Origin of the sequence: Bacillus sp. EB106-08-02-XG196 (assembly GCF_013396335.1) — a bacterium.
Lineage (GTDB): Bacteria > Bacillota > Bacilli > Bacillales > Cytobacillaceae > Neobacillus.
In genome coordinates, this window is the sequence record NZ_JABWSY010000002.1 from 346,594 (window position 1) to 371,820 (window position 25,227).

Consider the following 25,227-nt stretch of genomic DNA (forward strand, 5'->3'; position numbering starts at 1 on the left):
TTAGTCACCTCTTCTTTTTACTAATAGCAATCCCATCACCAACAGGGAGAATGACTGTATGATAATCAGGGTGATTCATCAGCCAGTGATTGAAGTTATCTATTTTCCTGACAAGATTACGAATCCTTTTTGATTCAATCTCTGATTGTGTAACAAGGCCTTTAAATAAAACATTATCTGTGATGATGATGCCATCATCTTTTAAGTATTTGGAATACATCTCAAAAAATTTTTGATATTGACCTTTTGCAGCATCCACAAAAATGGTGTCGTATGGGGCTTGTTCACGGACACGCTCCTCAACCTCAAGGGCATCACCTTTAATCAATATAATCTGTTTTCCATGCTGCGAACGACCTATATAATCTTCTGCAGCCTGTATTCTTTCTAAATCTCTTTCTATCGTAACAATGCACGCATTTGGCAGAGCCACGGCCATTCGTAAGGCAGAATAACCAATTGCAGTACCTACCTCAAGAACTTTTTTAGAGTTTTGAATTCTTAAAAGTTGAAGTAAAGCTTCAATTCCTACAAGCTCCATAATTGGTACCTTATTTTCTAATGCATAATTTTCCATTTCGATAAACAATAGTTCACGTCCTGGAATCAGTTCCTCAATATAAGAATGCAGTTTATCATTTAACAAACTGCCATCACCTGCCTCTTTAAAGCATTCTTGCCACATTACTGCTCTTTAGACATGAAAAAATAGCGTTCTAAGAAACGCTATTATCTGCTCATAAAACACTTGAACTATTTTAACACAAACAAGGAGGAAAGAAAACCATTCCCCCCTAGTGTCTTAATTAATTATTATTGGTAATATGCTCTGCTTTTGCAGCATTATGTTCATCTAAAGTATTGGTAAAAATAACATCCCCTCCTGGTGTAGCAAGGAAATATAAATACTTCGTTTCAGATGGGTTAATAGCTGCTTCAATTGAATCTTTACCTGCATTTGCAATAGGACCAGGTGGAAGTCCCTTATGTTTATAAGTATTATAAGGTGAATCTACTTCTAAATCCTCGTATAAGACTCTTTCCTTGTGTTTACCTTGCGCGTAAAGAACTGTTGGATCTGTTTGCAAAGGCATCTCTTGTTCGATTCTATTATAAAACACACTCGAGATATCTTTACGATCAGCTTTTTGCGTTGCCTCTTCTTCAATTAAGGAAGACATGGTCAACAACTGGTGTGCCGTAAATTCTTCTTCACTAAGTTCTGCTAAATACGGTGATATCACTTTTTTAGTCTGGTCGAGCATCGTAACGACTATTTCTTCTACAGTTGGATTTGGCTTGTAGAATGGATAAGTTGCCGGAAACAAATAGCCCTCAAGCGGATATTTAATATTAGGGTTCAGTATATCTGTTGTTAATAAATCAGGATATTTCCCCATCATTTTTTGGATGAAGGTTCGATCGTTTATTTGATTAAACACTTCTTCTTCCGGTAAATTTACTGTTTTCGCAATAATTTGGGCGATTTCCTTTAACTGTTTACCTTCTGGTATCGTTAGCTGGAAAGCAGCCTTTTGCAATATTTTCCCGGTTTTGAGGCGATTAATAATTTCTGGTATCTCCATTGACGGACTCAGTTCATATTCTCCGGCCATAAAACCTGCTTCATTTTTAAATTTAACATAGTATTTAAAGACTTTAGCGTTTTTAATGATTCCATTTGCTTCTAATTTCTCTGATATTCCCGTTACCGATGATCCTATTGGGATTTCTACCGTTTTTTGTACTTTACTATCTTTGTCAACCGGCTGCAGTGCCGACTTGATGTAGAGATAACCTCCTCCACCGATGAAGACGAGGATAAAAACAGCTAAGATTGAAATAATTAAAACAATTCTACGAACGATTCTTGCTTCGCTTTGGTGCTCAAGCATTTTCTTTCGAATTACCTCTTTTTTCGAGTTTGTCTCTTCTGTTGACATCTAATTGCCCCTCCCATATAGCCAGTGAAACATATATCTTTCAAACTCTTTTTTTCTCAATAAGGAATAGCGTATCAGATATTATTTCAGCATACTATGCGAAAAATGTCAATTTTTGATGAAGTTATGAAACGCTTTCACTATACATCAAAAAAAAGCGATCCCTCATCAGGACCGCTTTCTAAAGTATTATTCTTCGTCTTCTTGTTCGTCGTAGAAGGTATTAAGCATTTCTTCTACCATGTCCCATTCTTCTTCGGTTTCAATGGGAATTAATTCACCTTCGCCATCTTCATCATTAGGATTGAAGGCATAGGCATGAATCTCGGGACCCTCTTCATCGTCTTCCGCTCCGCCTACTTGTTGAAACAAGACATATGACTTGCCAAAATCCTCTGATTCAAATGTAAAAAGTACTTCACATAGTTGTTCGTTTCCTTTTTCATCTACAATTGTAATTTGATTTTCTCCGTGTTCCATATCTTCACCTCATTAATTTTTGCTATCAAGATAGCCTTGTAAGATCATCATGGCTGCCATTTTATCAATAACTTTTTTACGCTTTTTACGGCTGACATCCGCTTCAAGTAAAACCCGTTCTGCTGCCATTGTCGTTAAACGCTCGTCCCATAAAATGGTTGAAACTGAAAATTGATTTTCAATTTCCTCTGCGTATCGCTTACTGGCTTCACCACGAGGTCCAATGGAACCATTCATATTCTTTGGCAGCCCAATAACAACTTGACTGATTCCATACTCTTTTATTAATTGACCAATTTCTTCAAAACCAAACTTATTTTTTTCCTCGTCGATTTTGAGGGTTTTGAGGCCCTGTGCAGTCCAGCCAAGCTCATCACTAATAGCAATCCCAACTGTCTTAGAGCCTACATCTAATCCCATAATCCGCATTTCTTAACCCTCACGTCGTTGATTTAAATAGGATTTAACCAATTCCTCAATAATCTCATCCCGTTCAAGTTTACGAATGATATTCCTAGCATCCCGATGACGGGGAATGTAGGCAGGATCCCCGGAAAGTAAATATCCGACGATTTGATTAATTGGGTTATACCCCTTTTCCTGTAAGGCCTCATAAACTTGAAGAAGAACATCATTAACGTCATGTTCAAAAGGCTCTTCAGGAAAATTAAATCTCATCGTTTTATCAAATGAGCTCATCACTTGCACCTCGCATTTTTAGTAGAGGAGATAACTAACTTGTACCTTGGCTCTGCCATAAATTAGTTTAGTTACCTTCATTTTACACTACTTTGTCTCATTATCAAATTGATTTCACCCATTCGTCTACGAATTGCAGGGCAGAGTCTAGTTTTTCTGGATCTTTTCCGCCAGCTTGCGCCATATCAGGTCGGCCGCCGCCTCCCCCGCCGCAGCGTGTGGCAACTTCTTTGATTAATTTACCCGCATGGTATCCCTTGTCAATTAAATCCTTTGTGACAGCAGCGATTAAATTAACTTTTCCTTCATTTACACTTCCAAGAAGGATTACAGCTGATCCGACTTTTTGCTTCAAATCATCTGCCATATTACGCAAGTTGTTCATATCAGATGCTTGAACCTTTGCAGCCAATACCGTTACACCATCAATGACCTTTGCTTTCGATACAAGGCTGCCAGCTTCGATATTTCCTAATTTAGCAGAAAGTGATTCATTTTCACGCTGAAGCTGTTTGATTTCAGCCATTAAGACTTCAATTCGATTAACGACTTCTTTAGGATTGGTTTTCAACTTATCAGCTGCATCCTTTAATAAACTCACTTGATCATTCATCAATTGGTATGCCGACTCACCTGTAACGGCTTCAATTCTCCTTGTACCTGCACCAATTCCGCCTTCAGAAACGATTTTAAATAGCCCTATTACAGATGTGTTCGGTACATGACAGCCGCCGCAAAGCTCTAAGCTATAATCGCCCACTTTAACAACACGTACGATATCACCATACTTTTCACCGAAAAGAGCCATTGCACCCATTTCTTTTGCTTCAGCAATCGGTTTGAGACTAATATTTACTTCGATATTTTTCCAAATTTGCTCGTTAACGATTTTCTCAATTTCCTCTAGTTCCTCTGGTTTCACTTGACCAAAGTGTGAGAAATCAAAACGGAGACGGTCTGGTTCTACTAGTGAACCTGCTTGGTTTACATGCGTTCCAAGTACATCCTTTAATGCTTGATGAAGCAAGTGGGTAGCCGTATGATTTTTGATAATTTGCACGCGATTATCTTGATTTACGCTTGCTGTCACTTTTGCATCAGTCTTTAATATACCTGACTCTACCACAGCTTTATGAAGATTTTGACCATTTGGCGCTTTTTGTACGTCCTTAACAGCGACAGCAACACCTTCTGCATAAATCATTCCACGGTCTGCAATCTGCCCGCCGCTTTCTGCATAGAATGGTGTTACATCAAGAATTAATTGAACCTCGTCCCCACTGAATGCTTCTTCAATCAATTCACCATTTTTAATGATTGCCACAACCGTAGAGCTTGTTTGAAGCTGGTCATATCCAATAAATTCACTTTCTACCTTAATGTCTCCAAGTACACCGCCTTGAACCTGCATACTATCGACATCCTGGCGAGCAGCACGAGCACGCTCTCGCTGTAATTCCATTTCTGTTTCAAAACCAGCGTGGTCTACTTTCATTCCCTCTTCTTCTGCATACTCTTCGGTTAATTCAACTGGAAAACCATAGGTGTCATAGAGTCGGAAAATATCACTTCCAGAAACCAAATCGCTTCCTTTTTCCTTTTCTTTTTTGATTACATTGCCAAGTATAGATAAGCCTTCATGCAAGGTTTCATGGAAGCGTTCTTCTTCATTTTTAATCACTTTCTGAATAAAATCAGTCTTGTCTTTTACCTCTGGGTAGAAATCATCCATGATTTCCCCTACTACTGGTACAAGTTCATACATAAAAGGACGATTGATATTAATTTGTTTTGCATATCGAACTGCTCGGCGAAGTAAGCGTCGTAATACATATCCTCGTCCCTCATTTGATGGCAATGCCCCATCACCTACAGCAAAGGCAACTGTACGAATGTGGTCGGCAACTACTTTAAACGCAGTATCCTTTTCTTTATCCTCGCCATATTTCACACCAGAAATCTCTTCGGTTGCTCTGATAATGGGGATAAACAAATCAGTATCAAAGTTAGTTGGTACATTTTGGACAACAGAAGCCATTCTTTCTAGGCCCATGCCTGTATCAATGTTTTTCTTTGGCAGCGGAGTATACGTACCGTCCGGATTATGATTAAACTGAGAAAATACCAGATTCCAAACCTCAAGATAGCGTTCATTCTCGCCGCCTGGATATAATTCGGGATCTGTTGGGTCATCTCCATACTCTGGACCGCGGTCATAAAAGATCTCGGTATTCGGGCCACTTGGACCTTCACCAATATCCCAGAAGTTCCCTTCAAGACGAATGATTCGCTCCTCAGGTATACCAATTTTTTTATTCCAAAGTTCAAATGCTTCATGGTCCTCTGGATGAATCGTAACAGAAAGAAGTTCCGGATCCCAGCCAATCCATTTTTTATCTGTTAAAAACTCCCATGCCCACTCAATAGCTTCTTCTTTGAAATATTCGCCAATGGAAAAGTTACCAAGCATTTCGAAAAAAGTATGATGACGTGCAGTTTTCCCAACGTTTTCGATGTCGTTGGTGCGGATAGATTTTTGAGCATTTGTAATCCTTGGATTTGCTGGAATAACACGGCCATCGAAGTATTTTTTTAATGTGGCAACACCACTATTAATCCATAATAATGTTGGATCTTCATGAGGAACAAGCGACGCACTGGGTTCAACAGTATGCCCTTTCTCCTGGAAAAAATCTAAATACATTTTACGAATTTCTGAACCAGTCAAGTATTTCATATTTTTTACCCTCCCTTAGGTTAGCCAATATAAGTTAAAAAAGAACACAAAAAAGCCCTCATCCCTAACAGGGACGAGAGCTAACTCGCGGTACCACCCTGATTATGAACACAAAATCTTTAGGTGTTCATCTCTCAAATAATGCCTTAACGCGGCAACAACGGCAGTGGTTAGCTGCACTCCAGACTAGCTTCTGTTATCCTTCATCTAGAGCTTCTCACAGCCAAGGAAGCTCCTCTCTTAAAGATGGACTACAACATAATAAGGTCCTTCAACATGTTAATCCATAATATTCTATAAAGGGATTATAGCTACACAAAAAACGTTTGTCAATCTGATGTCGCAGGTTCCTTTACTTTTTCATGCATGAAATGATTTTTGGCATGAATTATACTTACTTTAAGGACAACAAGAACAGGTACAGCTACTATCATTCCAAGGATTCCGCCTATTTCTCCTCCTGCCGTTAAAGCCATCATAATCATCAATGGGTGCATATGCAGACTTTTTCCGACGATATAGGGAGACAATATATTTCCTTCTAAGAATTGCAGGCCAAAAACGATTACGATTGTTATTAGCACTAATTTAACTGAGCCCGTGGCAGCGATAATCACAGCAGGAACAGCCCCAATAACGGGACCAAAATAGGGGATAACATTTGTGACCCCAATAATCATACCTAAAAGCAGCGGATATTTTAGATGGAAAATCCAAAATAAAATCGAGGAAAGACTGCCGATAATGAGACAAACAAGAAGCTGCCCTCTAATGTAGCTTCCAAGTGATTCATCGATATCCTTTAGAAAACGCGTTCCCTTCCTCCGCCATCTTTTAGGTGTAATATACCAGACCGCTCTTTTAATGAGTGTGAAATCCTTTAGCATATAAAAAGCAATAAAAGGGATAATCATGATGGCAAAAGCAAAATTCAAGAAGTTCAGCATGGAATCTACGATAACGTTCAACAGAGAATTTAGTCTTTTTTCAAAACCAATTATCCCTTGGTTTAATTGCTCCTGAAGACCATCCGGCCATTCACGTGTATGCAGCTGAAGGTCCTTTATCCAGTTTCGGTATTGCTCTGCTAGGATAGGAGCACTATCTGCAAGATCTCTTACCTGTGAAATAAATATAGGAATTCCTTTGTAGAGCGCTAATCCAATACCGCCAAAAAATAGAAAATAAATCAGAAAAACCGCAAGTCCGCGATGTAAACCTTTTTCATGGAGCTTCTCAACAATGGGGTGAAGCAAATAGGTAATAAATCCCCCAATAAAGAAAGGCAGGATAATCACTAAGGCCACTCTTACAATTGGCAGCCAGACAAATCGAATTTTTAAAAACACGTAAAGGGCAATGAGTAAAAGAAGCAAGAAACCGATCCGATAAAACCATTTAACACGAATTTCCACCGATACTATGCCTCCTTATTACCATTATTCTTAGAGACAAATACTGGATTTATACATAAGGCAAAAATCCCCCTCACAAATGAGGGGGATTCATTTTAGAATAAAGCTCGTTTTACCTTTCTGGACATTCGTTTCATTTGACGGCCAGACATCATGTTGTTTCGCTGTGCAACATTGTAGGCTGCCATTCCAACTCCAAATGCAACAACGGAAGTTATCACTTTATTCATACGTCTCACCTCTTCTGTAGTTTGACAGTGCTCTTTTGTTTTGTGCTTCCTGTCTGCCTTCAGTACATAAGTGTTCCCACTTTATATGGTGTAGCGACGCTCTTCTTCTTCAAACAAGTCATCTAAGGAGCTGAGTGTACCATCTTCTTCGACTTGATGGGTATTGATAATACCTTTAGCAAGAGACAATTCAATAAAACAACTCCAGCAATAATATTGGTTTATTCCGATTTTGCCGATATCCTTGCTCTGACAATTGGGACATTTGAACATGGAAAGAACACCTCACGTATGATTAACGTCTACGATGATGGCATCCTTTCCGATCGCAGGGGGCTTCTCGGAATGTATAATCTGTTTCCCGTCTGTGATATCCGAAAAGAAACCATCCGTAATTTCGTACCCTACGATTGTGCCCAATTCTTCATGAAAATATACATCCTGTAACAATCCTAGTGACTCTCCGCTTTTTGAAATCATCATTTTTCCGTTTAGAGAGTGTTGATGGTTAAGGGTATATTCTGGAGTTGTTTTTAGTCTTTCAAGGCTGCCATCATCTTCAATCATGACCCCATCCCAGCCAAAAGATGTTATATTTTGAATGTCCAGAAAATAGGTTTGTTTGAAGAAAGCGCCCTTCTTGACCATAAGGCCTTTTACAACCCCTTCGTTTGTGATACACAAATCAGTAACTTCACCAATTTTTGCTCCAGTATTGTATTCAAAGACTGGCTGTCCCTTTAATAAAGAAAATGTTCGCAGAGTGTCCCACCTCCTGTGAACATTTATAGCTTTAGTCATTTACCATGAAATCATAAGGTGTAAGGTTTTCCATGCCAATCATTGGGTTAACCTGCATAAATCTTTCCTCAGCTGTTAAGCCTGGTTCCTCTTCCGTTTCTTCAACTTCAGGGGAATCATTAACTGAGATTATCTCCTGAAGCTTTTGGGATAATGTGGTTTGTCTGCTTAGCTCATCTGCCCTTTCCACACCCATCCTTAGTGCTTCCTCTTCACCACAAAGGATTAAAGACTGTTTACTCCGTGTTATCGCTGTATAGATGAGATTCCTGCGTAACATTCGAAAATAGCTTCTTGTGATGGGAAGAATCACAATCGGGAATTCACTTCCCTGTGATTTATGTACCGAACAGCAATAAGCATGAGTAATTTGATTCAAGTCCTGTCGTGTATACTCGACTTCATTTCCCTCAAAGGAAACGTAGACCATATCTTGTTTTTCCGTATTTTCTTTTGCATAGATAATGGATATAATTTCTCCAATATCTCCATTAAAAACATTACTTTCTGGCTGATTTACAAGCTGGAGGACCTTATCACCGATGCGGTATTTCACTTCCCCAAATGCAATTTCCTTCCGAGTACCATCTGGGTTTGGATTAAATATTTCTTGTAATAAGACATTTAATCGGTCAATCCCCGCAGGACCTCTGTACATGGGTGCCAGGATTTGGATATCCTTGGCTGAATAACCCTTACTTTTAGCATTAAGAGCAACCTTTTCAATCACTTGAGGAATCTGAGCCGTTGAACACTTGATAAAGGAACGGTCGGGCTGCTTCACGGTAACATTTGCTGGTAAGTAGCCCTTCTTGATATCATGAGCCAATTCAATAATTGAGGATCCTTCGGCCTGTCGATAAATATCTGTTAATCTAACGGTTGGGACAACCTCAGACCTCAATAAATCCTTGAGTACTTGACCAGGTCCAACTGATGGAAGCTGATCTTCATCCCCAACGAGAATGACCTGAATCGTAGTCGGCAATGCTTTAAACAATTGATTTGCTAACCAAATATCAAGCATCGAGGTCTCATCAACAATCAAAATTTTCCCTTCAAGTTCAGGAACGTCGTCACGATCCATTCCTTCTGTTCCATTAAAACCAAGTAAACGATGAATCGTCACAGCCGGCAGACCGGTGGATTCACTCATTCTTTTTGCTGCCCTTCCTGTTGGGGCTGCTAGTAAAAATGGAAACGGTTCGCCCTTTTTATGATAGTCTTTTGGCTCTAATGAACAGCCATGCAATTCCGCATAAAGCTCAACAATTCCCTTAATAACAGTGGTTTTACCTGTTCCAGGCCCCCCTGTTAAAATTAACATCGGAGACATTAAGGCCGTTTGAATCGCTTCTCTTTGCGTGGGTGCATACTGTACCTTTAGCCTTTCCTCAAGATTTCCCAACGCCAGCAAGAATTCCGATTCAGGAAATTGCTCCTTGTATTGTGTTTGTTCAAGGATTTTTTTTATATTTGTTACGAGTCCTTTTTCAGCAAAATACAACGAAGGCAAATAGACACGCTTTTCCTCACCAACTAATTTTCCCTCTTCTTCGAGTTTCAAAATCTCTGTTGAAATATCGGAGTATTCAATTTGATCCCGTTTATTTTCTTCGAGTAGATTTTTAACCTGTATCAGCAAGTCCTCTACATGTACATAGACATGCCCATTCTGCATACTTTCGTTTTCCAGCGAATATAGACAGGCGGCTTTTATTCTGTCCGGATGATTCCCTGAAATGCCTAATTGATAGCCTAGTTCGTCTGCCCGTCCAAAGCCAATTCCCTCAATATCCTCTACAAGCTTATAGGGGTTTTTTTGGATAATATCGAGGGTTTCATCCTTATAGGTTTGATACATTCTCATCGAAAGCTGCGGTCCAAATCCATATTGATTTAAAGCGACCATCACTTGCTCGAGACCCTGGTGCTCCATCAACGTATCGTATAGCATTTTTGCCTTATCAGGAGGAAGCTTTGGGACAGAATCAAGCAATGAGGGCTGATTTAGAATTTTTGAAATAGCGTTATCTCCTAATGTTTCAACGATGTTTTCTGCTGTTTTCTTCCCAATCCCTTTGAACATCTCACTTGATAAATATGCCGCCACACCTTGCTTGGTTTGCGGAATATCTTTTCGAAAATGCTTTGTTTGGAATTGCATGCCAAACTTCGGATGGTCCTTAAACTCACCAAAGAAAATATAGGTTTCCTGCTCATGAATCTTTGGAAAATAGCCGGTAATTACCGCTTCCTTGTCCTCATATTCATGATTCGTTTCTTCCACACGAATTCTTAATACGGTGTAAAGATTTTGCTCGTTATGAAAAATCGTCACAAGATGTTTTCCTTTTACAAACTTTCCTTGCTCGGCAAATAAATCAAGTGAGCTTTGCTTATCCATTGGGTGCTCCCTCCTTTCTATTTTTTATGGATTTATCTTGCTGATGCAATCAGTTTTTTCGCGTGTCCTGCTAATAGATGATCTGGCTGAATCTCAAGGGCTTTATCAAACATGGCTAGTGCTTTGTCTGCTTTCTCTTTAAATGCATAAGACACACCTAAATTATAATAAGCATCCGTATGTTCAGCATCTAGTTCGATGCATTTTTCGAGTTGGACAATAGCCTCATCAATTAATTCTAGCTGCGCAAGGCATAAACCATATTGGAATCTTGCTTCTGCGTCCTCTTCATTTAGTTCGACACTTCTTTGGAGGTAAGGTAGTGCGAATTTCCCCTGATCAAGCTGCACAAGGGTTAGACCGAGCATGAAATAATTATCGCTGGTATTAAGCCCTTTTTTCATTGCGGTTTCAAACATCTTTTTAGCTTGTTCAAATTTGTCGTTACTAAAATATATTGTACCCGCACTATAGTACGCGGCTGCAGTATTTTCATCTAATTGAATAGCCTTTTCGTAAAATTTCAATGCCTTCTCATCATCGCCAACAGCGGAAAGCACATTACCAAAATTTATGTAGGCAATTGGATCTTGCGGGTTTTCTTCGATGACCTCATTAAAAATCCTTGCTGCCTCTTCCCATTTGCCTTCTTGCATGTATTGAACACCTAATTGGTTTTTATCCATGTTATTATCACTCCGTTCTAATTTAAGAGTATACCATATTTTTTCCGTATGTTTAGGGATATTCGTGGTGATACCCCTCGTGGTATTTAATTGGCAATTATTGGAAAATAATACAAAACCCCTTGAAAATAGTCCAAAAGGCATTAAAAAAGGTCCAAAACCCTTTGAAAAAAGTCCAAAACACAACAAAAATAGTCCATAACCCCATAAAAAAAGTCCAAAACTCAAAACCATTCAAAAATCACCTAGTTTTCATCATCAAAAAAACCCGATTCCAGCTGGAATCAGGGTTATTTTATCCTACATATGTTAAACGTTGTCCATCTTTATAAACTAAATCAATCGTACCGCCGCCCAGACATTCATCACCATTATAAAAAACAACAGCCTGCCCAGGGGTTACCGCACGGATGGGTTCATCAAAAATCACTTTGACTTTATTATCGTCCATAAGCTGTACCGTCACTTTACTGTCTTCCTGACGGTACCTGAATTTAGCCGTACATCTAAACTCTGCAGGCTTTTCCCGATTAGATACCCAGCTTACATTATCAGCGGTAATCGAGTCAGAATACAACTTTTCATTATGAAATCCTTGTCCGACGTAGAGGATATTTCTTTTTAAATCCTTGCCAATCGCAAACCATGGTTCACCTGAACCGCCGATTCCTAAACCGTGGCGCTGACCAATGGTATGATACATTAAACCTTCATGCTTCCCCTTAACCTCTCCATCCATTGTTTCCATGTTACCCGGCTGAGCTGGAAGGTATTGCCCAAGAAACTCTTTAAAGTTACGTTCTCCGATAAAGCAGATTCCCGTGCTATCTTTTTTCGTCGCGGTTGCTAGATTTGCTTCTTTCGCAATTTCACGAACTATCGGCTTATCTAAATTACCTATTGGAAACATAACTTTACTTAGCTGCTCTTGATTCAATTGGTTTAAGAAATACGTTTGGTCCTTATTTTCGTCTTTACCGCGGAGCATTTTGTATTCTCCGTCTCGATATTCAACTTGAGCATAATGTCCCGTTGCAAGATAATCAGCACCTAAGTTCACTGCATGCTCAAGGAAGGCCTTGAATTTAATTTCTTTATTACACATAACGTCAGGGTTTGGCGTTCTCCCCGCCTTATATTCTTCTAGGAAATAGGTAAATACCTTATCCCAGTATTGTTTCTCAAAGTTTACTGCGTAATAAGGAATACCGATTTGGTTGCAGACACGAATGACATCGTTGTAATCCTCCGTTGCCGTGCAGAATCCAGTATCGTCGGTATCATCCCAGTTTTTCATAAAGATTCCGATGACATCATAGCCTTGCTGCTTTAACAGCAGTGCTGCGACAGAGGAGTCAACGCCACCCGACATCCCGACCACCACTCGAATATCCTTTGGTTCTCTTTTTTCCATTGTTCTCACCTCTCTTACCTTAAAAACATCACTCATTTATTTTTTCAGACGTGACACAATTCTTGCCGTTTCTTCAGCTGCCTTGATGATTTGCTCTTCTGTTGTGTTAAAACCAAAGCTGAAACGGATTGAATTAATCAACACATCTGACTCTTTACCAAACATGGCAACCAGGACATGTGAAGGTTCAATGGAACCCGCAGTGCAGGCAGAACCACTTGATACAGCTATCCCAGCTAAATCAAGATTCACCAGCATCGCCTCCACGTTCGTTCCTGGAAAGCTTAAGTTTAATACATGAGGCATGGAAGTTTCAAGCAATCCGTTTATGGAAAACTTTACATGATGCTCAGTCAAGTGTTCTATAAAGGTTTTCTTAAATCCCTGATACCTTTCCCGTTTCACAGAGCGTTCTTGTGCTGCGACTATTGCTGCTTCTTGAAAACCGACAATGGCTGCAACATTCTCCGTACCAGCTCGTCTTTTTCGTTCCTGCTCACCGCCATAGGCACGAGGAACCAACTTTACCTTGTCTTGTACAAAAAGAAACCCCGTTCCCTTCGGACCATTTATCTTGTGAGCGGAAACAGATAATAAATCTACATTGAGTTCATCCACATCGATTTCTTCGATCCCATATGCCTGGACTGCATCACTGTGGAGAAATGCTTGATGTGAGTGGAGAAGCTGACCGATTTCCTTAATAGGTTGAATACTGCCAATTTCATTATTTCCATACATAATTGAAACCAATATGGTATCTTCCCTTAATGCCTTCATAAGGTCATCAAGCGAGATAATCCCCGTTTCACCAACCGGCAGATAGGTTACCTCAAAGCCCATTTTTTCTAATCGCTGGCAAGCATGCAGTACTGCATGGTGTTCGATTTGAGTCGTGATAATATGCTTCCCTTTATGCTGATAGCTCTCAGCAACACCAAATAAAGCCATATTATCAGCTTCCGTCCCGCCGCTTGTAAAAATAATCTCATTTTCCTTTGCACCAATACTCTTAGCCAAGGTTTCTCGTGCCAAGTCTATATAATGTCGTGCTTCTCTTCCGAATGAATGAATACTTGATGGATTACCAAAGTTATTGCTCATAACTTCCATCATCTTTTCAATTACCCTTGGGTGCATCGGAGTGGTAGCAGCATGGTCGAGATAGATTCTTTCCATCATTCCACCTTCAATCAATATAATTCTCTATTCTACTTTTAACATTAAATGTAAAACATATAACCGTCTGTCTCTGTATCGTTACTATGACTTGCTAAATCATCAAGGGTAGTATTATCGAGAACAGATTTAATGGCATCACGAATGCGGATCCAAAGCTCACGCTGCGCCGGCTCCTCATCCTCGATTCCTTCCACAAGTGTAATGGGTCCTTCAAGTACACGAATGACATCACCTGCGGTAATTTTAGAAGGAACATCAGCAAGAATATAACCACCATAAGCACCGCGAATACTTTTTACTAATCCTGCATTTCTTAGTGGAGCGATAAGCTGTTCTAGATAATGTTCAGATAATTGGTTCGCCTGAGCAATTGATTTAAGAGAGGTTGGTCCCTCACCTTGATTTTTTGCTAGTTCTATCATTATTGTCAATCCATATCGTCCTTTTGTTGAAATTCTCATTTATAACACCTCTATTTTTTTATTCATTGTTAAATACACAGTAATTTGATGGGCATTAGCAATTATATCATATTGTACTTTATTATGCTTTTCCACCCCGAAAATGGTAGAGTTAAAGGGAACTCATTTATATAGTTGGAGAGATGGATTATGCAGCAAAAGCCGCTAGCATTTCGAATGCGCCCTAGAACAATTGAAGAAGTCGTTGGACAGCAGCACCTAGTGGCAGACGATAAAATTATTGCCAGAATGGTGAAGGCAAAACAGCTGACATCGATGATTTTATATGGACCGCCAGGGATAGGTAAAACTTCCATAGCCAGTGCGATTGCTGGCAGTACCAAATATGCCTTCCGTACCCTTAACGCTGTCACCAACAATAAAAAGGACATGGAAATAGTCGCAGCAGAGGCAAAAATGTCTGGAAAAGTCATCCTGCTATTGGATGAAGTCCACAGACTTGATAAAGGAAAACAGGATTTCTTGCTGCCTTTTTTAGAAAATGGCATGATAACACTTATTGGTGCAACTACGAGTAACCCTTATCACGCTATAAACCCTGCGATTCGGAGCAGGTGTCAAATTTTCGAACTCAAACCGCTAACTCCAGAAGAAGTAAAACTCGCCTTAATTCGGGCAATTGAGGACGAAGAACGCGGTTTCGGGAAGCTGCAGGTAGATATTACGGAAGAAGCATTATCTCATTTTGCTCACGTCTCCAATGGGGACGTCCGCAGTTCCCTAAATGCTCTAGAACTAGCTGTTCTATCAACAGACAAGGATAATAAGGAAACCATCCATATCGATTTAAAAAGTGCAGAAGAATGCATGCAAAAGAAAAGCTATGGCTCGGATAAAGATGGGGATGGGCACTATGATGTCCTTTCAGCTTTCCAGAAATCAATTCGCGGAAGTGATGTAAATGCAGCCTTGCATTACCTTGGAAGACTAATTGAGACCGGGGACCTGCAGAGTATTAGCAGAAGATTACTTGTAATTGCTTACGAAGATGTTGGTCTAGCCAGTCCACAGGCAGGTGCACGCACATTAGCTGCAATTGAAACTTCGGAGAGAATTGGTTTTCCTGAGGCTAGAATACCCCTGGCCAACGCTGTTATTGAATTATGTTTGTCGCCTAAATCCAATTCAGCTGTGATCGCAATTAGTGAAGCCCTTGCTGATATCCAAAAAGGGAATATTGGGGAAGTGCCAGATCATTTACGTGACGCTCACTATAAAGGTGCAAAAGAGCTGGGAAGAGGAATTGGCTACTTATATCCACATGATTATGAATCTGGCTGGGTTCCGCAGCAATATCTGCCGAACAAATTAAAGAATAAACAATATTATCAACCCAAGAAAACCGGCAAATTTGAGCAGGCACTTGCAATAGTTTATGAAAAACTTATCCGAAAATAGAAAAGCGGAGGCGCCTTGTACAGGGACGACAAGCATAAGACAGGCGCTGACAGAAGGCGTGCTTTTTGCCTTCCGAAGCGACTGACTTATGACTCGAATCCCTAGGCGCCGCAGCTAGACAAAAAATAACCTCTGGGGTTCCCAGAGGTTTTGTTGTTTAAGCAGCAACATCTCTTTTATTGAATACAAAGAAAGCCAAAAATTGAAAAATCACAAAGTAGATAATAAGTACGATAATCGAGAATGACATTGTCATCCCCTCTAGAAGCGGGGTTCCCTCGATATACTGCATTAGATTGGTATTGGCAAATAGAATGTATTTTGCCCAATCAAACTTCATTGAAATCAGAGCGGTGAATTGACTGCCGGTAAACATTAAAAATAATGATAATCCAATTGCGAGTGAGCTGTTTCGGAAGACCGATGAAATCATGAAGGCCATTGTTGTCAGCATAATCATATCGATTGAGCCTAATCCATAGTAAATGATTAAGTAAACAATAATGTGCTGCTGTGTTACTTTTCCATTGAAATAATTCAAATACGGCAATGTTTGTTCTGGGAATCCGAAAAGAATAGCTCCAAGAATGGCTGAAAAACCAAATAAGATTCCTATCATCAACAAAGCAAATAACAATACAGTTAGATATTTCGACAGTAATATTTTACTTCGATTGATTGGCCGGATTAACAGCAGCTTAATCGTTCCCCAATTAAATTCACTTGCAACAATTCCTGCTGATACTACAATCGTAAACAAACCAGCTAATAGAATAAGCTCTGAACTGTCTTTTACAAAAGACCAGACATTATACTTTTCTCTAAAAGGAATATCATGCTCAATCCTATATTCATTAATAGCAATTTGCTTCTTATAGAAATCTTGCTCCAATTTTATTGGACTAGATTCGAGTTGGCTTTTCAGTGCTTCATTTTCCTGTTGTAATACTGGTTTCCAATCTTCCGTAACATTAGGTTCTTCTTCAACCAAATTATACTTCATAAAAACACCAGTGATAGAGACAATCACTACTAATATCCCAATCATCACATAGGTTCCGGGTCTTCTAAAAATCTTCATTAATTCGTTACGAATTAAATTAATCATGAATCACAGCCCCCTTATCTGCCGTCACTTCAAGGAAGCGGTCCTCTAATGTTTTCGAAACTTCTCTAATCCCAAACACTTGAATATCCTCTTCTACGAATGCCTTTACCATTGCAGGCACTTCATTTTTAGCTAATTCCAGGGTAATACCGTCCCGTGAATGAGTTACTGGGATAGTAGGGAAGTTCGTATTCAGAAAGGTTAGTGCTTTTTCACTAGGAATAACCTCAAACTCAAAACTTGCACTAGTCCCGTGTACAAATTCCTGTATCAATTGAACATCAATAAGAGTACCATTTTGAATAATTCCAATTCGGTCACACATCATTTCCATTTCTGAAAGGATATGGCTTGATACGATCACCGCCATATTTCTCTCCCTTGCAAGGCGGCGTATGTAATCACGAATTTCTCTTATACCTGCGGGATCCAGTCCGTTTGTCGGCTCATCCAAAATCAAAACTTTAGGATCATGCAAAAGACATTGAGCCAAACCCAATCGTTGCCGCATACCCAGTGAGTAGGTCTTCACTTTATCGTGGATTCGATCTGATAAGCCCACAAGTTTTACCGTTTCATTAATCTTTTCCTTGGATATCCCTTTTACCATCCGCGCATAATGAATGAGGTTTTGGTAGCCGCTTAGAAATTTGTACATTTCCGGATTTTCAACGATGGCGCCGACATGTCTAACCGCATCTTCAAACTTTGATTTGATACTATAACCATCGATTGTGATATCCCCTGAGGTAATGTCCATTAAGCCGACTATCATTCGAATCGTGGTTGTTTTACCCGCTCCATTGGGACCAAGAAATCCGAAGACTTCCCCTTTATTCACTTCGAAACTGATATTATCTATTATCGTTCGTCCTTTAATTACTTTGGTAACATCTTTTAATATTACAATTGATTCCAACAGACTTCCCCCTCTCTTTATCAAGTTTAACGTATAATAGATAAATTTAACATTTTTATAAAAAAAAATAGCCCCGACCTTTTACCATTCGGGGCTTCCTACTATTTTTCGTCAGATACTCTTGTAATTTTGATGCCGGATAACAACTCTCGAACCACATAGCTTGCCATGATCAATCCGCAAGCAGATGGAACGAAGGCATTTGAGGATGGCGGCATTTGTGCCTTTCGAATCGGAGCATTCTCATTACCAACCTCTTTTTTGACATCCTCACGAATAACAATTGGGCTTTCATCAGAAAAAACTACTGGAATGCCTTTGTGGATTCTTTCCTTGCGGAGCTTCGTGCGAATTACTTTAGCAATTGGATCTGTATGTGTTTTTGAAATATCCGCTATTTTGAAGCGTGTAGGGTCCATTTTGTTTGCCGCACCCATGCTCGAGATGATTGGAATATTTCTTTTTAGACACTCTTTCATGAGATGAATTTTATAAATAATGGTGTCAGAAGCATCGACCACGAAATCCAACCCATGGTTAAAAAATTCTTCATACGTCTCTTCTGTATAAAACATTTTTAATGCGATAACTTCACAATCAGGATTAATATCTTTAATACGCTCCTTCATAAGTTCAGCCTTCTCTTGACCAATCGTTGATAGCAAGGCGATAAGTTGACGGTTAACGTTGGTAATATCAACTGTATCTTTATCAACTAGTATCAGCTTTCCAACTCCAGAACGGGCAAGAGCTTCAGCAGCAAACGAGCCGACACCGCCAATGCCTAGTACAGCCACTGTACTGTTCTTCATGATATCTAGGCCTTCTTTGCCAATGGCAAGTTCATTACGAGAAAATTGATGCAGCATGTGGATCCTCCAGAAATTAAATTAGACTTCTCTATATCTTTTACCCTAAAAAAATATAACATACTCCTCTATAAATTCAAGTATTTCTATAGGAATTAAAAAATCATGAAATAAAAATAGCCCCCTGCTTATGCAGGAGACTATTTTTATAAGGGTCCCAATGGTGCCGTCGCGGTTGTTCCTTCTTTTGATCCCGCCACTCTCGCAGGTGGGTGTCTTGTTCCAAGTTTATGTAAGTCCCTTTAACCGTATAGGTTGAGGCTTTTACGCAGCTTGAAGACTTCAGACTCCCGAAGAAATAATGTTGGTCAAAAGTTAGGTAATACAACGAACATTTCAGGACACTTATTTGATTGACTTTATAATACCATAGATTAAAAAACCATTCAAGGGATTATGAAAGCGTTTTATTCATTTTTACTGGTAACATTTAGTGACAAATGAAGTTCTTTTAACTGGGCTTCCGAAACTTCCCCCGGTGCATCGGTCAACAAGTCGCTGGCGCTTGCCGTTTTTGGAAAAGCAATAGTGTCACGAAGGTTCGTACTGCCTGAAAGCAGCATAACCAAACGGTCCAAACCAAGAGCAATCCCGCCATGTGGAGGAGTACCATATTCGAACGCATTTAACAAGAAACCAAATTGCTCTTGAGCTTCTTCAGGAGTAAATCCAAGTACCTTAAACATCTTCTCCTGAACTGAACGTTCAAAAATTCGTAAGGATCCACCGCCAAGCTCATACCCATTCAAGACAAGGTCATAGGCCATTGCACGAACTCTTGCAGGATCTGTATCTAAGTATGGAAGGTCTTCTCTTACCGGCATCGTGAAAGGATGATGAGCAGCATAGTAACGCCCTTCTTCTTCACCATACTCAAGAAGCGGCCAATCTGTAATCCATAAAAAGTTAAACTTACTTTGGTCGATTAACCCTAGCTCTTTTCCAAGCTTTGTGCGGAGTGCGCCCAAAGCGTCTGCAACCACATTTTTCTTATCAGCTACGAACAGAAGCAAATCTCCCTCATTCGCATTTAATACAGACCTTAGAGCCTTGGAATCCTCATCTGCAAAGAACTTTGCAATTGGACCTTTTAGTCCTTCTGCATCTACCTTCAGCCAAGCAAGACCTTTTGCCCCATAAACTCCCACAAATTCTGTTAGGGCATCAATATCCTTACGGGAATATCTCTCAGCAGCACCCTTCACATTAATGGCTTTTACTTGACCGCCATTTGCAACGGCAGCTGCAAATACTTTAAAGCCTGAATCTTTAACAACCTCGGAAAGGTCAACCAGCTCAAGTCCAAAACGAGTATCTGGTTTATCTGAACCAAAGCGGCCCATCGCTTCATCATAGGTCATCCGAGGAAATGGTGATGGAATTTCAAGACCTTTTACTTCCTTCATCAGCCCAGTCATCATTTTTTCCATTAAGCCCAAGATATCCTCTTGGCCAAGGAAACTTGTTTCAATATCAATTTGTGTAAACTCTGGCTGGCGGTCCGCACGTAAGTCTTCATCACGGAAACAGCGAGCGATTTGGTAATAGCGCTCAATCCCGCCAAGCATTAATAGCTGTTTGAATAACTGTGGTGATTGTGGAAGTGCATAGAACTCACCAGGATGAACACGGCTAGGCACGAGATAATCGCGTGCTCCCTCAGGAGTACTTTTTGTTAAAATGGGTGTTTCAATATCTAAGAATCCTTCAGAGTCAAGGAAGTCTCTAATTTGCTTTGTTACTTGATGACGCATTTTTAATGTTTCAAAAATCACCGGACGACGGAAATCTAAATAGCGGTATTTAAGACGAATATCTTCTGATGCGTCACTTTTATCTGTAATGGAAAACGGAGGTGTTTTCGCTTCGTTAATAATCGTTACCATTTCAGCTTGAACTTCAATTTTGCCAGTTTTTAAATTTGGATTTATCGTTCCATCCTCACGGGCAATTACCGTTCCTTGTATATCTAGAACATACTCACTGCGAATCTTTTCCGCAGTTTGCAGTGCTTCTTTCGATAAATCCGGATTGAACACAACCTGGACAATACCTGTACGATCGCGTAAATCGATAAAAATTAATCCTCCTAGGTCCCGGCGTTTTGAGACCCAGCCTTTAAGCGTTATTTTTTCACCAATGGCTGACTCTGGTACATCGCCACAAAAATACGTTCTCCCATACATGAAGATCCTCTCCTCTTATCTCTTAAGTTCTTGAAAATATTCCACAAATCGTGTTAACTCAATTTCTTCTTGCTCGCCTGTAGCCATATTTTTCAGGTTAATTTTATTATTAGTAAGCTCATCGTCACCGAGGACGGCAACATATTTTGCGTTCAAACGGTCAGCTGCTTTAAATTGCGCTTTGATTTTTCGATTTAAATAATCTCTCTCGGCTGAAACTCCAGCTAGCCTTAACTTCTGTAGAAGTCCTACTGTATAATCCTTTGCTTCTTCACCAAGGGAGGCGATATAACAATCAATACCTTGATTGATTTCAAGCTCTATTCCTTCAGCAGTTAATGCTGCAAGGAAGCGTTCAATACTCATGGCAAAACCAATTCCAGGGGTTTCTGGTCCGCCCATTTCCTCGGCCAATCCGTTATAACGACCGCCGCCGCATAATGTGGTAATGGCTCCAAAGCCCTCTGCGTCACTCATAATTTCAAAAGCAGTGTGATTATAGTAATCTAAACCGCGAACCAGGTTCGGATCCACTACAAACGCAATATCTAATTGTGTTAAATACTTCTGCAGCTTTTCAAAATATGCCTTCGATTCATCATTTAGATAATCAATAATCGACGGTGCCGATTTCATTAATTCATGATTGTGATCCTGTTTGCAATCGAGAATCCGCAAGGGATTTTTCTCCAGACGATTTTGACAATCGTGGCAAAACTCTCCGATTCTTGGCTGAAAGTGATTGACTAACGCATTGCGGTGAGCGGTTCTGCTCTCCTTATCTCCAAGACTATTGATCACAAGTTTTAGCTTTTTCAAGCCCATTTCCTTATATAAATTCATTGCAAGTGAAATAACTTCCGCATCTATTGCCGGGTCGTTACTGCCTAATGCTTCGATACCAAATTGAACAAACTGACGGAAGCGTCCTGCCTGCGGGCGTTCATATCGAAACATCGGTCCCATATAATAAAGCTTAACGGGCTGATTTGGATAACCAAACATTTTTTTCTCAACAAAAGACCTTACCACTGCGGCTGTTCCTTCTGGTCTTAACGTAAGGCTGCGGCCGCCGCGATCATCAAAAGAGTACATTTCTTTCTGTACAATATCGGTGGTATCGCCAACACCTCTTGCAAATAGATCTGTATGTTCAAAGATTGGAGTCCGGATTTCTTGATATTGATATTTCTCGCAAAGCTCTCTCGCTTTTGCTTCAATCAGCTGCCACTTTTCTACCTCTCCAGGCAGAATATCCTGTGTGCCTCTTGGAATGCTAATTGACATAGCAGATTCCTCCTTATCGTTTCTAATTTATGTAAAACCTTAATAAAAACAAAAAACTCCCGTCCCTTGTATAAATAAATACAAGGGACGAGAGTTATATCCCGCGGTGCCACCCTAGTTGAAGGCATAAACTTTCTTATGCACTTCCTCTTTTACAGTTAACGCCTGCTCACGTTCTGCTCCTAATAGGGTTGGAATGATTCCAACTAGCATCGGATATATCCGACTCTAGTATCCTTTTTCAGAGAGAAGCCTACGGAGTGTTCCTTCATTAAGAATCATGTAGAAATGCTTTCAGCCCAGGGCATTTCCTCTCTTGTCATGTTTTACCTTAATTACTATGCTCCATCATTGGTTTTCGCCATGTTTATTATTTATTTAATATTACGGAGCATTGAATCCAATGTCAAGAAGGATTTAGGATCTTTCCAAATGTTTTTTCAGCTTTCTAACATCACCGATCGTTAGTCCAAATTCGGATGCAAGCTCAAACGTAGTATTATTGTGTTCTTTTTGAATAAAGTCATGAAAATCCACTCCAAAAAGCCTGCTGTCCATTGATTGGATACTATTAGACTTATCGCTCGATCTCATTCCTTAATCACCTCTTTATCTTCACTATAGTCTCTATTATTTCCAATCATTTTAAAAACTTACATGGTAGACAAGATTTTCGGAAAAAGGCGAAATTTAGCAAATAAGGAATGATTTTCACCCTATTTTACGATAAAATTATAGATATTGTGAAGGGAGAGAGAGGATGATAAAGAGATTTATACTAGTGTTAGTATGTTTCACGTTAGTTTTTGCTGTATTCCTCCCGCAGGACATAGGTGTGGCAGCAAACGGTACAGTTACCATTGCTGAGAGTACGGTTAACGTCCGTAATGGCCCCGGCTTAAGCTACCAGCTTGTGAAGCAAGTAGCAAAGGGCGAAAAATTTACGATTATTAAAGAAAAAGATGGTTGGATCCAAATTCAGCTTTCTACTGTGAAAACAGGCTGGGTTGCCAACTGGGTAGTAACTAAATCCTCAGATAGAACAAGCACTAGCAGATCTAGTAATTCAAAAAAAGGGAGTGCTGAGGCCAATACCAATCAATTACGAGTGCGTTCCGGTCCTGGAACTAGCTTCCGTATCATTGGTTATTTAAATAAAGGACAAGCTGTCAGTGTTCTTGATGAGAATGAAAATTGGTTAAAAATCTCTGCATCATTTGGAGAAGGCTGGGTTGCAAGAGAATACATGGATTTAAAAGGTAATAGCACTAATTCTAAAGAAAATAATAATAATAAATCCATCGATAAAGGTATTGTTACGGATACATTGAATATTCGAATAGAGCCTTCTACCAAAGGAAATGTTATTGGCAAACTATCAAAGGGGACTACTTTAAGTATTTACTCAAAAAAGAATAATTGGCTGGAAATTAAGTACGATGGCCAAAGTGCATGGGTAAGTAGTGATTTTGTTCAAATTGGAGAGAAAAGTCAGCCATCTAAACCTAATGGAATTATTGGGACGGTAACGGCCAGCTCTCTTAGTGTCCGTGACGATTCTTCTCTAAATTCGAAGATTGTTGGCTCCGTTTCTAAGGGACAAGAGTTTGCCATTCTAGATGAGGTAAATAATTGGGTCAAAATTGAATACAAGTCAGGAAAAACAGGCTGGGCAGCAGGCTGGTATTTTAATAAGGATAAAGCAAAATCGAGCCAAATTGCCAAAGATAGTAAAGTAACAATCCTACATAATGGCACCAATATCAGAAAGGATTCTACCGTTCAATCAACCGTTCTACAACGAGCAAATGAAGGAGATTCCTTTCACATAGTAAGTGTCGAAAATGATTGGTATGAAATTAAATTGTCGAATGGTAAGAATGGATATATTGCTGGCTGGGTTGTAACTACCAATGGCACAGGTCCTAGTATTGATAAACAGGGGGCCGAAGGTTATCTAAAATACAAAACCATCGTTATTGACCCCGGGCACGGCGGGATTGACAATGGGGCGACAGGATCGAATGGCACACTTGAAAAAGAATTAACACTAAGGACTGCCCAACTTTTATCTGATAAGTTAAAAGCGGCTGGCGCAAATGTATTTCTGACAAGAAGCAACGATTCGTATCTTCCTCTGCCATCAAGGGTAAGACTCGCGAGTATCCATCAGGCGGATGCCTTTCTCAGTTTACATTATGATAGTAACCTAGATCGAAGCGTCCGTGGGATGACAGGCTACTACTATCATTCCTACCAAAAGAAACTCGCAGAATATGTTTATAACTCAACCAATGCGGAGACAAGATTAAAAAGTCGCGGGGTCCGCTCGGGTGATTATCATGTCGTTCGTGAAAATCAAAGACATGCAGTCCTTATGGAGCTGGGTTACCTAAGTAATTCAGCAGAGGAAATGACGCTTACCTCAGGTCAATTCCAAGAAAGTGCATCCACAGGTATTTATAACGGATTGGCAAGATATTTCAAGGAACAATAAAAAAATGCTTGGCAGCTATTAAAGTGCCAAGCATTTTTTAACCTTTACTCTCAACAATTAGAGTAACAGGCCCATCATTAATCAATTCTACATCCATCATCGCTCCAAAGATCCCGGTTTCAACCTTGATACCTTTTTCACGTAATAAACCATTGAATACTTCATAGAGCTGATTTGCCTGTTCCGGTCTTGCTGCTTCCATGAAATTCGGTCTTCTTCCTTTACGGCAATCCCCATATAAAGTGAATTGAGATACAGAAAGGATCTCGCCGCCGACCTCTAATAAAGATAAATTCATCTTTCCAGCATCATCTTCAAAAATCCGTAGATTTACGACTTTTTCCGCTAAGAAGGCAGCGTCCTCTTCTTTATCTTGATGTGTCACACCTACAAGGAGGACTAGTCCTTTAGAAATCTGACCTGTAATCGCTCCGTTTACAGTTACCTTAGCATTTTTACTGCGCTGTACAACTACTCGCATTTCATA

General features: G+C 39.8%; 24 protein-coding genes, 1 other RNA gene and 2 other annotated features. Of the genes, 2 read left to right on the forward strand and 23 right to left on the reverse strand.

The features are described 5' to 3' along the window. Positions 1-4: 4 nt before the first annotated feature. The 15 genes from MLOOGBEN_RS05345 to cymR form a co-directional block, all read right to left on the reverse strand. Positions 5-685, reverse strand: a complete 681-nt coding sequence (locus MLOOGBEN_RS05345; protein ID WP_256988891.1) for an O-methyltransferase — start codon at positions 683-685, stop codon at positions 5-7. 121 nt (positions 686-806) lie between these two features. Continuing rightward, positions 807-1,943 carry an endolytic transglycosylase MltG gene (gene mltG, locus MLOOGBEN_RS05350; RefSeq protein ID WP_179157217.1) on the reverse strand — a complete coding sequence of 379 codons (1,137 nt, stop codon included), beginning with the start codon at positions 1,941-1,943 and terminating at the stop codon, positions 807-809. 189 nt (positions 1,944-2,132) lie between these two features. Next, positions 2,133-2,423 carry a DUF1292 domain-containing protein gene (locus tag MLOOGBEN_RS05355; protein ID WP_179157218.1) on the reverse strand — a complete coding sequence of 97 codons (291 nt, stop codon included), beginning with the start codon at positions 2,421-2,423 and terminating at the stop codon, positions 2,133-2,135. Between the two features lie 12 nt (positions 2,424-2,435). Next, the gene (gene ruvX / locus MLOOGBEN_RS05360) at positions 2,436-2,852 is read right to left on the reverse strand and encodes a Holliday junction resolvase RuvX (RefSeq protein ID WP_179157219.1); all 417 of its coding nucleotides are present in this window, start codon (positions 2,850-2,852) and stop codon (positions 2,436-2,438) included. Positions 2,853-2,855: 3 nt separating this feature from the next. Beyond that, on the reverse strand, positions 2,856-3,122 hold the full coding sequence (locus MLOOGBEN_RS05365) for an IreB family regulatory phosphoprotein (RefSeq protein ID WP_095250076.1): 267 nt from the start codon (positions 3,120-3,122) through the stop codon (positions 2,856-2,858). A gap of 103 nt (positions 3,123-3,225) precedes the next feature. Then, entirely contained in the window at positions 3,226-5,859 is a 2,634-nt protein-coding gene (alaS, locus tag MLOOGBEN_RS05370) for an alanine--tRNA ligase (RefSeq protein ID WP_179157220.1), read from the reverse strand. 66 nt (positions 5,860-5,925) lie between these two features. Further along, positions 5,926-6,143: a binding site (T-box leader), on the reverse strand. A 45-nt stretch (positions 6,144-6,188) separates the two neighbouring features. Then, entirely contained in the window at positions 6,189-7,274 is a 1,086-nt protein-coding gene (locus MLOOGBEN_RS05375) for an AI-2E family transporter (protein WP_179157221.1), read from the reverse strand. 95 nt (positions 7,275-7,369) lie between these two features. Then, positions 7,370-7,504 (reverse strand): YrzQ family protein, encoded by a 135-nt coding sequence (locus tag MLOOGBEN_RS05380; RefSeq protein WP_179157222.1) that lies wholly within the window; start codon positions 7,502-7,504, stop codon positions 7,370-7,372. A gap of 81 nt (positions 7,505-7,585) precedes the next feature. Next, positions 7,586-7,777, reverse strand: coding sequence for a hypothetical protein (locus MLOOGBEN_RS05385; protein ID WP_045517826.1), 192 nt, complete (start codon positions 7,775-7,777; stop codon positions 7,586-7,588). A gap of 12 nt (positions 7,778-7,789) precedes the next feature. Next, complete coding sequence (locus tag MLOOGBEN_RS05390) at positions 7,790-8,305, reverse strand: PRC-barrel domain-containing protein (RefSeq protein ID WP_306430724.1); 516 nt, start codon at positions 8,303-8,305, stop codon at positions 7,790-7,792. Next, positions 8,298-10,712 (reverse strand): SF1B family DNA helicase RecD2, encoded by a 2,415-nt coding sequence (gene recD2 / locus MLOOGBEN_RS05395; RefSeq protein ID WP_179157223.1) that lies wholly within the window; start codon positions 10,710-10,712, stop codon positions 8,298-8,300. Before recD2 ends, MLOOGBEN_RS05390 begins: the two co-directional genes overlap by 8 nt. 32 nt (positions 10,713-10,744) lie before the next feature. Further along, positions 10,745-11,398, reverse strand: coding sequence for a tetratricopeptide repeat protein (locus MLOOGBEN_RS05400; protein WP_179157224.1), 654 nt, complete (start codon positions 11,396-11,398; stop codon positions 10,745-10,747). A 295-nt stretch (positions 11,399-11,693) separates the two neighbouring features. After that, positions 11,694-12,812, reverse strand: a complete 1,119-nt coding sequence (mnmA, locus tag MLOOGBEN_RS05405) for a tRNA 2-thiouridine(34) synthase MnmA (protein ID WP_179157225.1) — start codon at positions 12,810-12,812, stop codon at positions 11,694-11,696. Positions 12,813-12,848: 36 nt separating this feature from the next. Then, entirely contained in the window at positions 12,849-13,991 is a 1,143-nt protein-coding gene (locus tag MLOOGBEN_RS05410; protein WP_179157226.1) for a cysteine desulfurase family protein, read from the reverse strand. A 44-nt stretch (positions 13,992-14,035) separates the two neighbouring features. Then, positions 14,036-14,455 carry a cysteine metabolism transcriptional regulator CymR gene (gene cymR, locus MLOOGBEN_RS05415; RefSeq protein WP_179157227.1) on the reverse strand — a complete coding sequence of 140 codons (420 nt, stop codon included), beginning with the start codon at positions 14,453-14,455 and terminating at the stop codon, positions 14,036-14,038. 150 nt (positions 14,456-14,605) lie between these two features. Here cymR and MLOOGBEN_RS05420 point away from each other — a divergent pair, with 150 nt between their 5' ends. Next, the gene (locus MLOOGBEN_RS05420; protein ID WP_179157228.1) at positions 14,606-15,874 is read left to right on the forward strand and encodes a replication-associated recombination protein A; all 1,269 of its coding nucleotides are present in this window, start codon (positions 14,606-14,608) and stop codon (positions 15,872-15,874) included. Positions 15,875-16,031: 157 nt separating this feature from the next. Here MLOOGBEN_RS05420 and MLOOGBEN_RS05425 read toward each other — a convergent pair whose 3' ends face one another. The 7 genes from MLOOGBEN_RS05425 to MLOOGBEN_RS05455 form a co-directional block, all read right to left on the reverse strand. After that, entirely contained in the window at positions 16,032-16,982 is a 951-nt protein-coding gene (locus MLOOGBEN_RS05425) for an ABC transporter permease (protein WP_179157229.1), read from the reverse strand. Further along, positions 16,975-17,901, reverse strand: coding sequence for an ABC transporter ATP-binding protein (locus MLOOGBEN_RS05430; protein WP_179157230.1), 927 nt, complete (start codon positions 17,899-17,901; stop codon positions 16,975-16,977). The genes MLOOGBEN_RS05425 and MLOOGBEN_RS05430 overlap by 8 nt, the downstream gene beginning before the upstream one ends. 101 nt (positions 17,902-18,002) lie before the next feature. After that, complete coding sequence (locus MLOOGBEN_RS05435) at positions 18,003-18,770, reverse strand: tRNA threonylcarbamoyladenosine dehydratase (RefSeq protein ID WP_179157231.1); 768 nt, start codon at positions 18,768-18,770, stop codon at positions 18,003-18,005. Positions 18,771-18,920: 150 nt separating this feature from the next. After that, positions 18,921-19,116: non-coding RNA, 6S RNA (gene ssrS / locus MLOOGBEN_RS05440), on the reverse strand. A 61-nt stretch (positions 19,117-19,177) separates the two neighbouring features. Then, positions 19,178-20,956: an aspartate--tRNA ligase gene (gene aspS / locus MLOOGBEN_RS05445; protein WP_179157232.1), complete on the reverse strand. Its 1,779-nt coding sequence runs from the start codon at positions 20,954-20,956 to the stop codon at positions 19,178-19,180. A 15-nt stretch (positions 20,957-20,971) separates the two neighbouring features. Beyond that, positions 20,972-22,243: a histidine--tRNA ligase gene (gene hisS, locus MLOOGBEN_RS05450; protein WP_179157233.1), complete on the reverse strand. Its 1,272-nt coding sequence runs from the start codon at positions 22,241-22,243 to the stop codon at positions 20,972-20,974. Positions 22,244-22,323: 80 nt separating this feature from the next. Beyond that, positions 22,324-22,604 (reverse strand) — a binding site (T-box leader). 56 nt (positions 22,605-22,660) lie between these two features. Continuing rightward, on the reverse strand, positions 22,661-22,837 hold the full coding sequence (locus tag MLOOGBEN_RS05455; protein ID WP_179157234.1) for a hypothetical protein: 177 nt from the start codon (positions 22,835-22,837) through the stop codon (positions 22,661-22,663). 166 nt (positions 22,838-23,003) lie between these two features. On the opposite strand from MLOOGBEN_RS05455, the gene MLOOGBEN_RS05460 reads away from it, so the two are divergent. Continuing rightward, on the forward strand, positions 23,004-24,740 hold the full coding sequence (locus MLOOGBEN_RS05460; protein ID WP_179157235.1) for an N-acetylmuramoyl-L-alanine amidase family protein: 1,737 nt from the start codon (positions 23,004-23,006) through the stop codon (positions 24,738-24,740). Positions 24,741-24,777: 37 nt separating this feature from the next. Here MLOOGBEN_RS05460 and dtd read toward each other — a convergent pair whose 3' ends face one another. Then, positions 24,778-25,221, reverse strand: coding sequence for a D-aminoacyl-tRNA deacylase (gene dtd / locus MLOOGBEN_RS05465; RefSeq protein WP_179157236.1), 444 nt, complete (start codon positions 25,219-25,221; stop codon positions 24,778-24,780). Positions 25,222-25,227 lie beyond the last annotated feature (6 nt).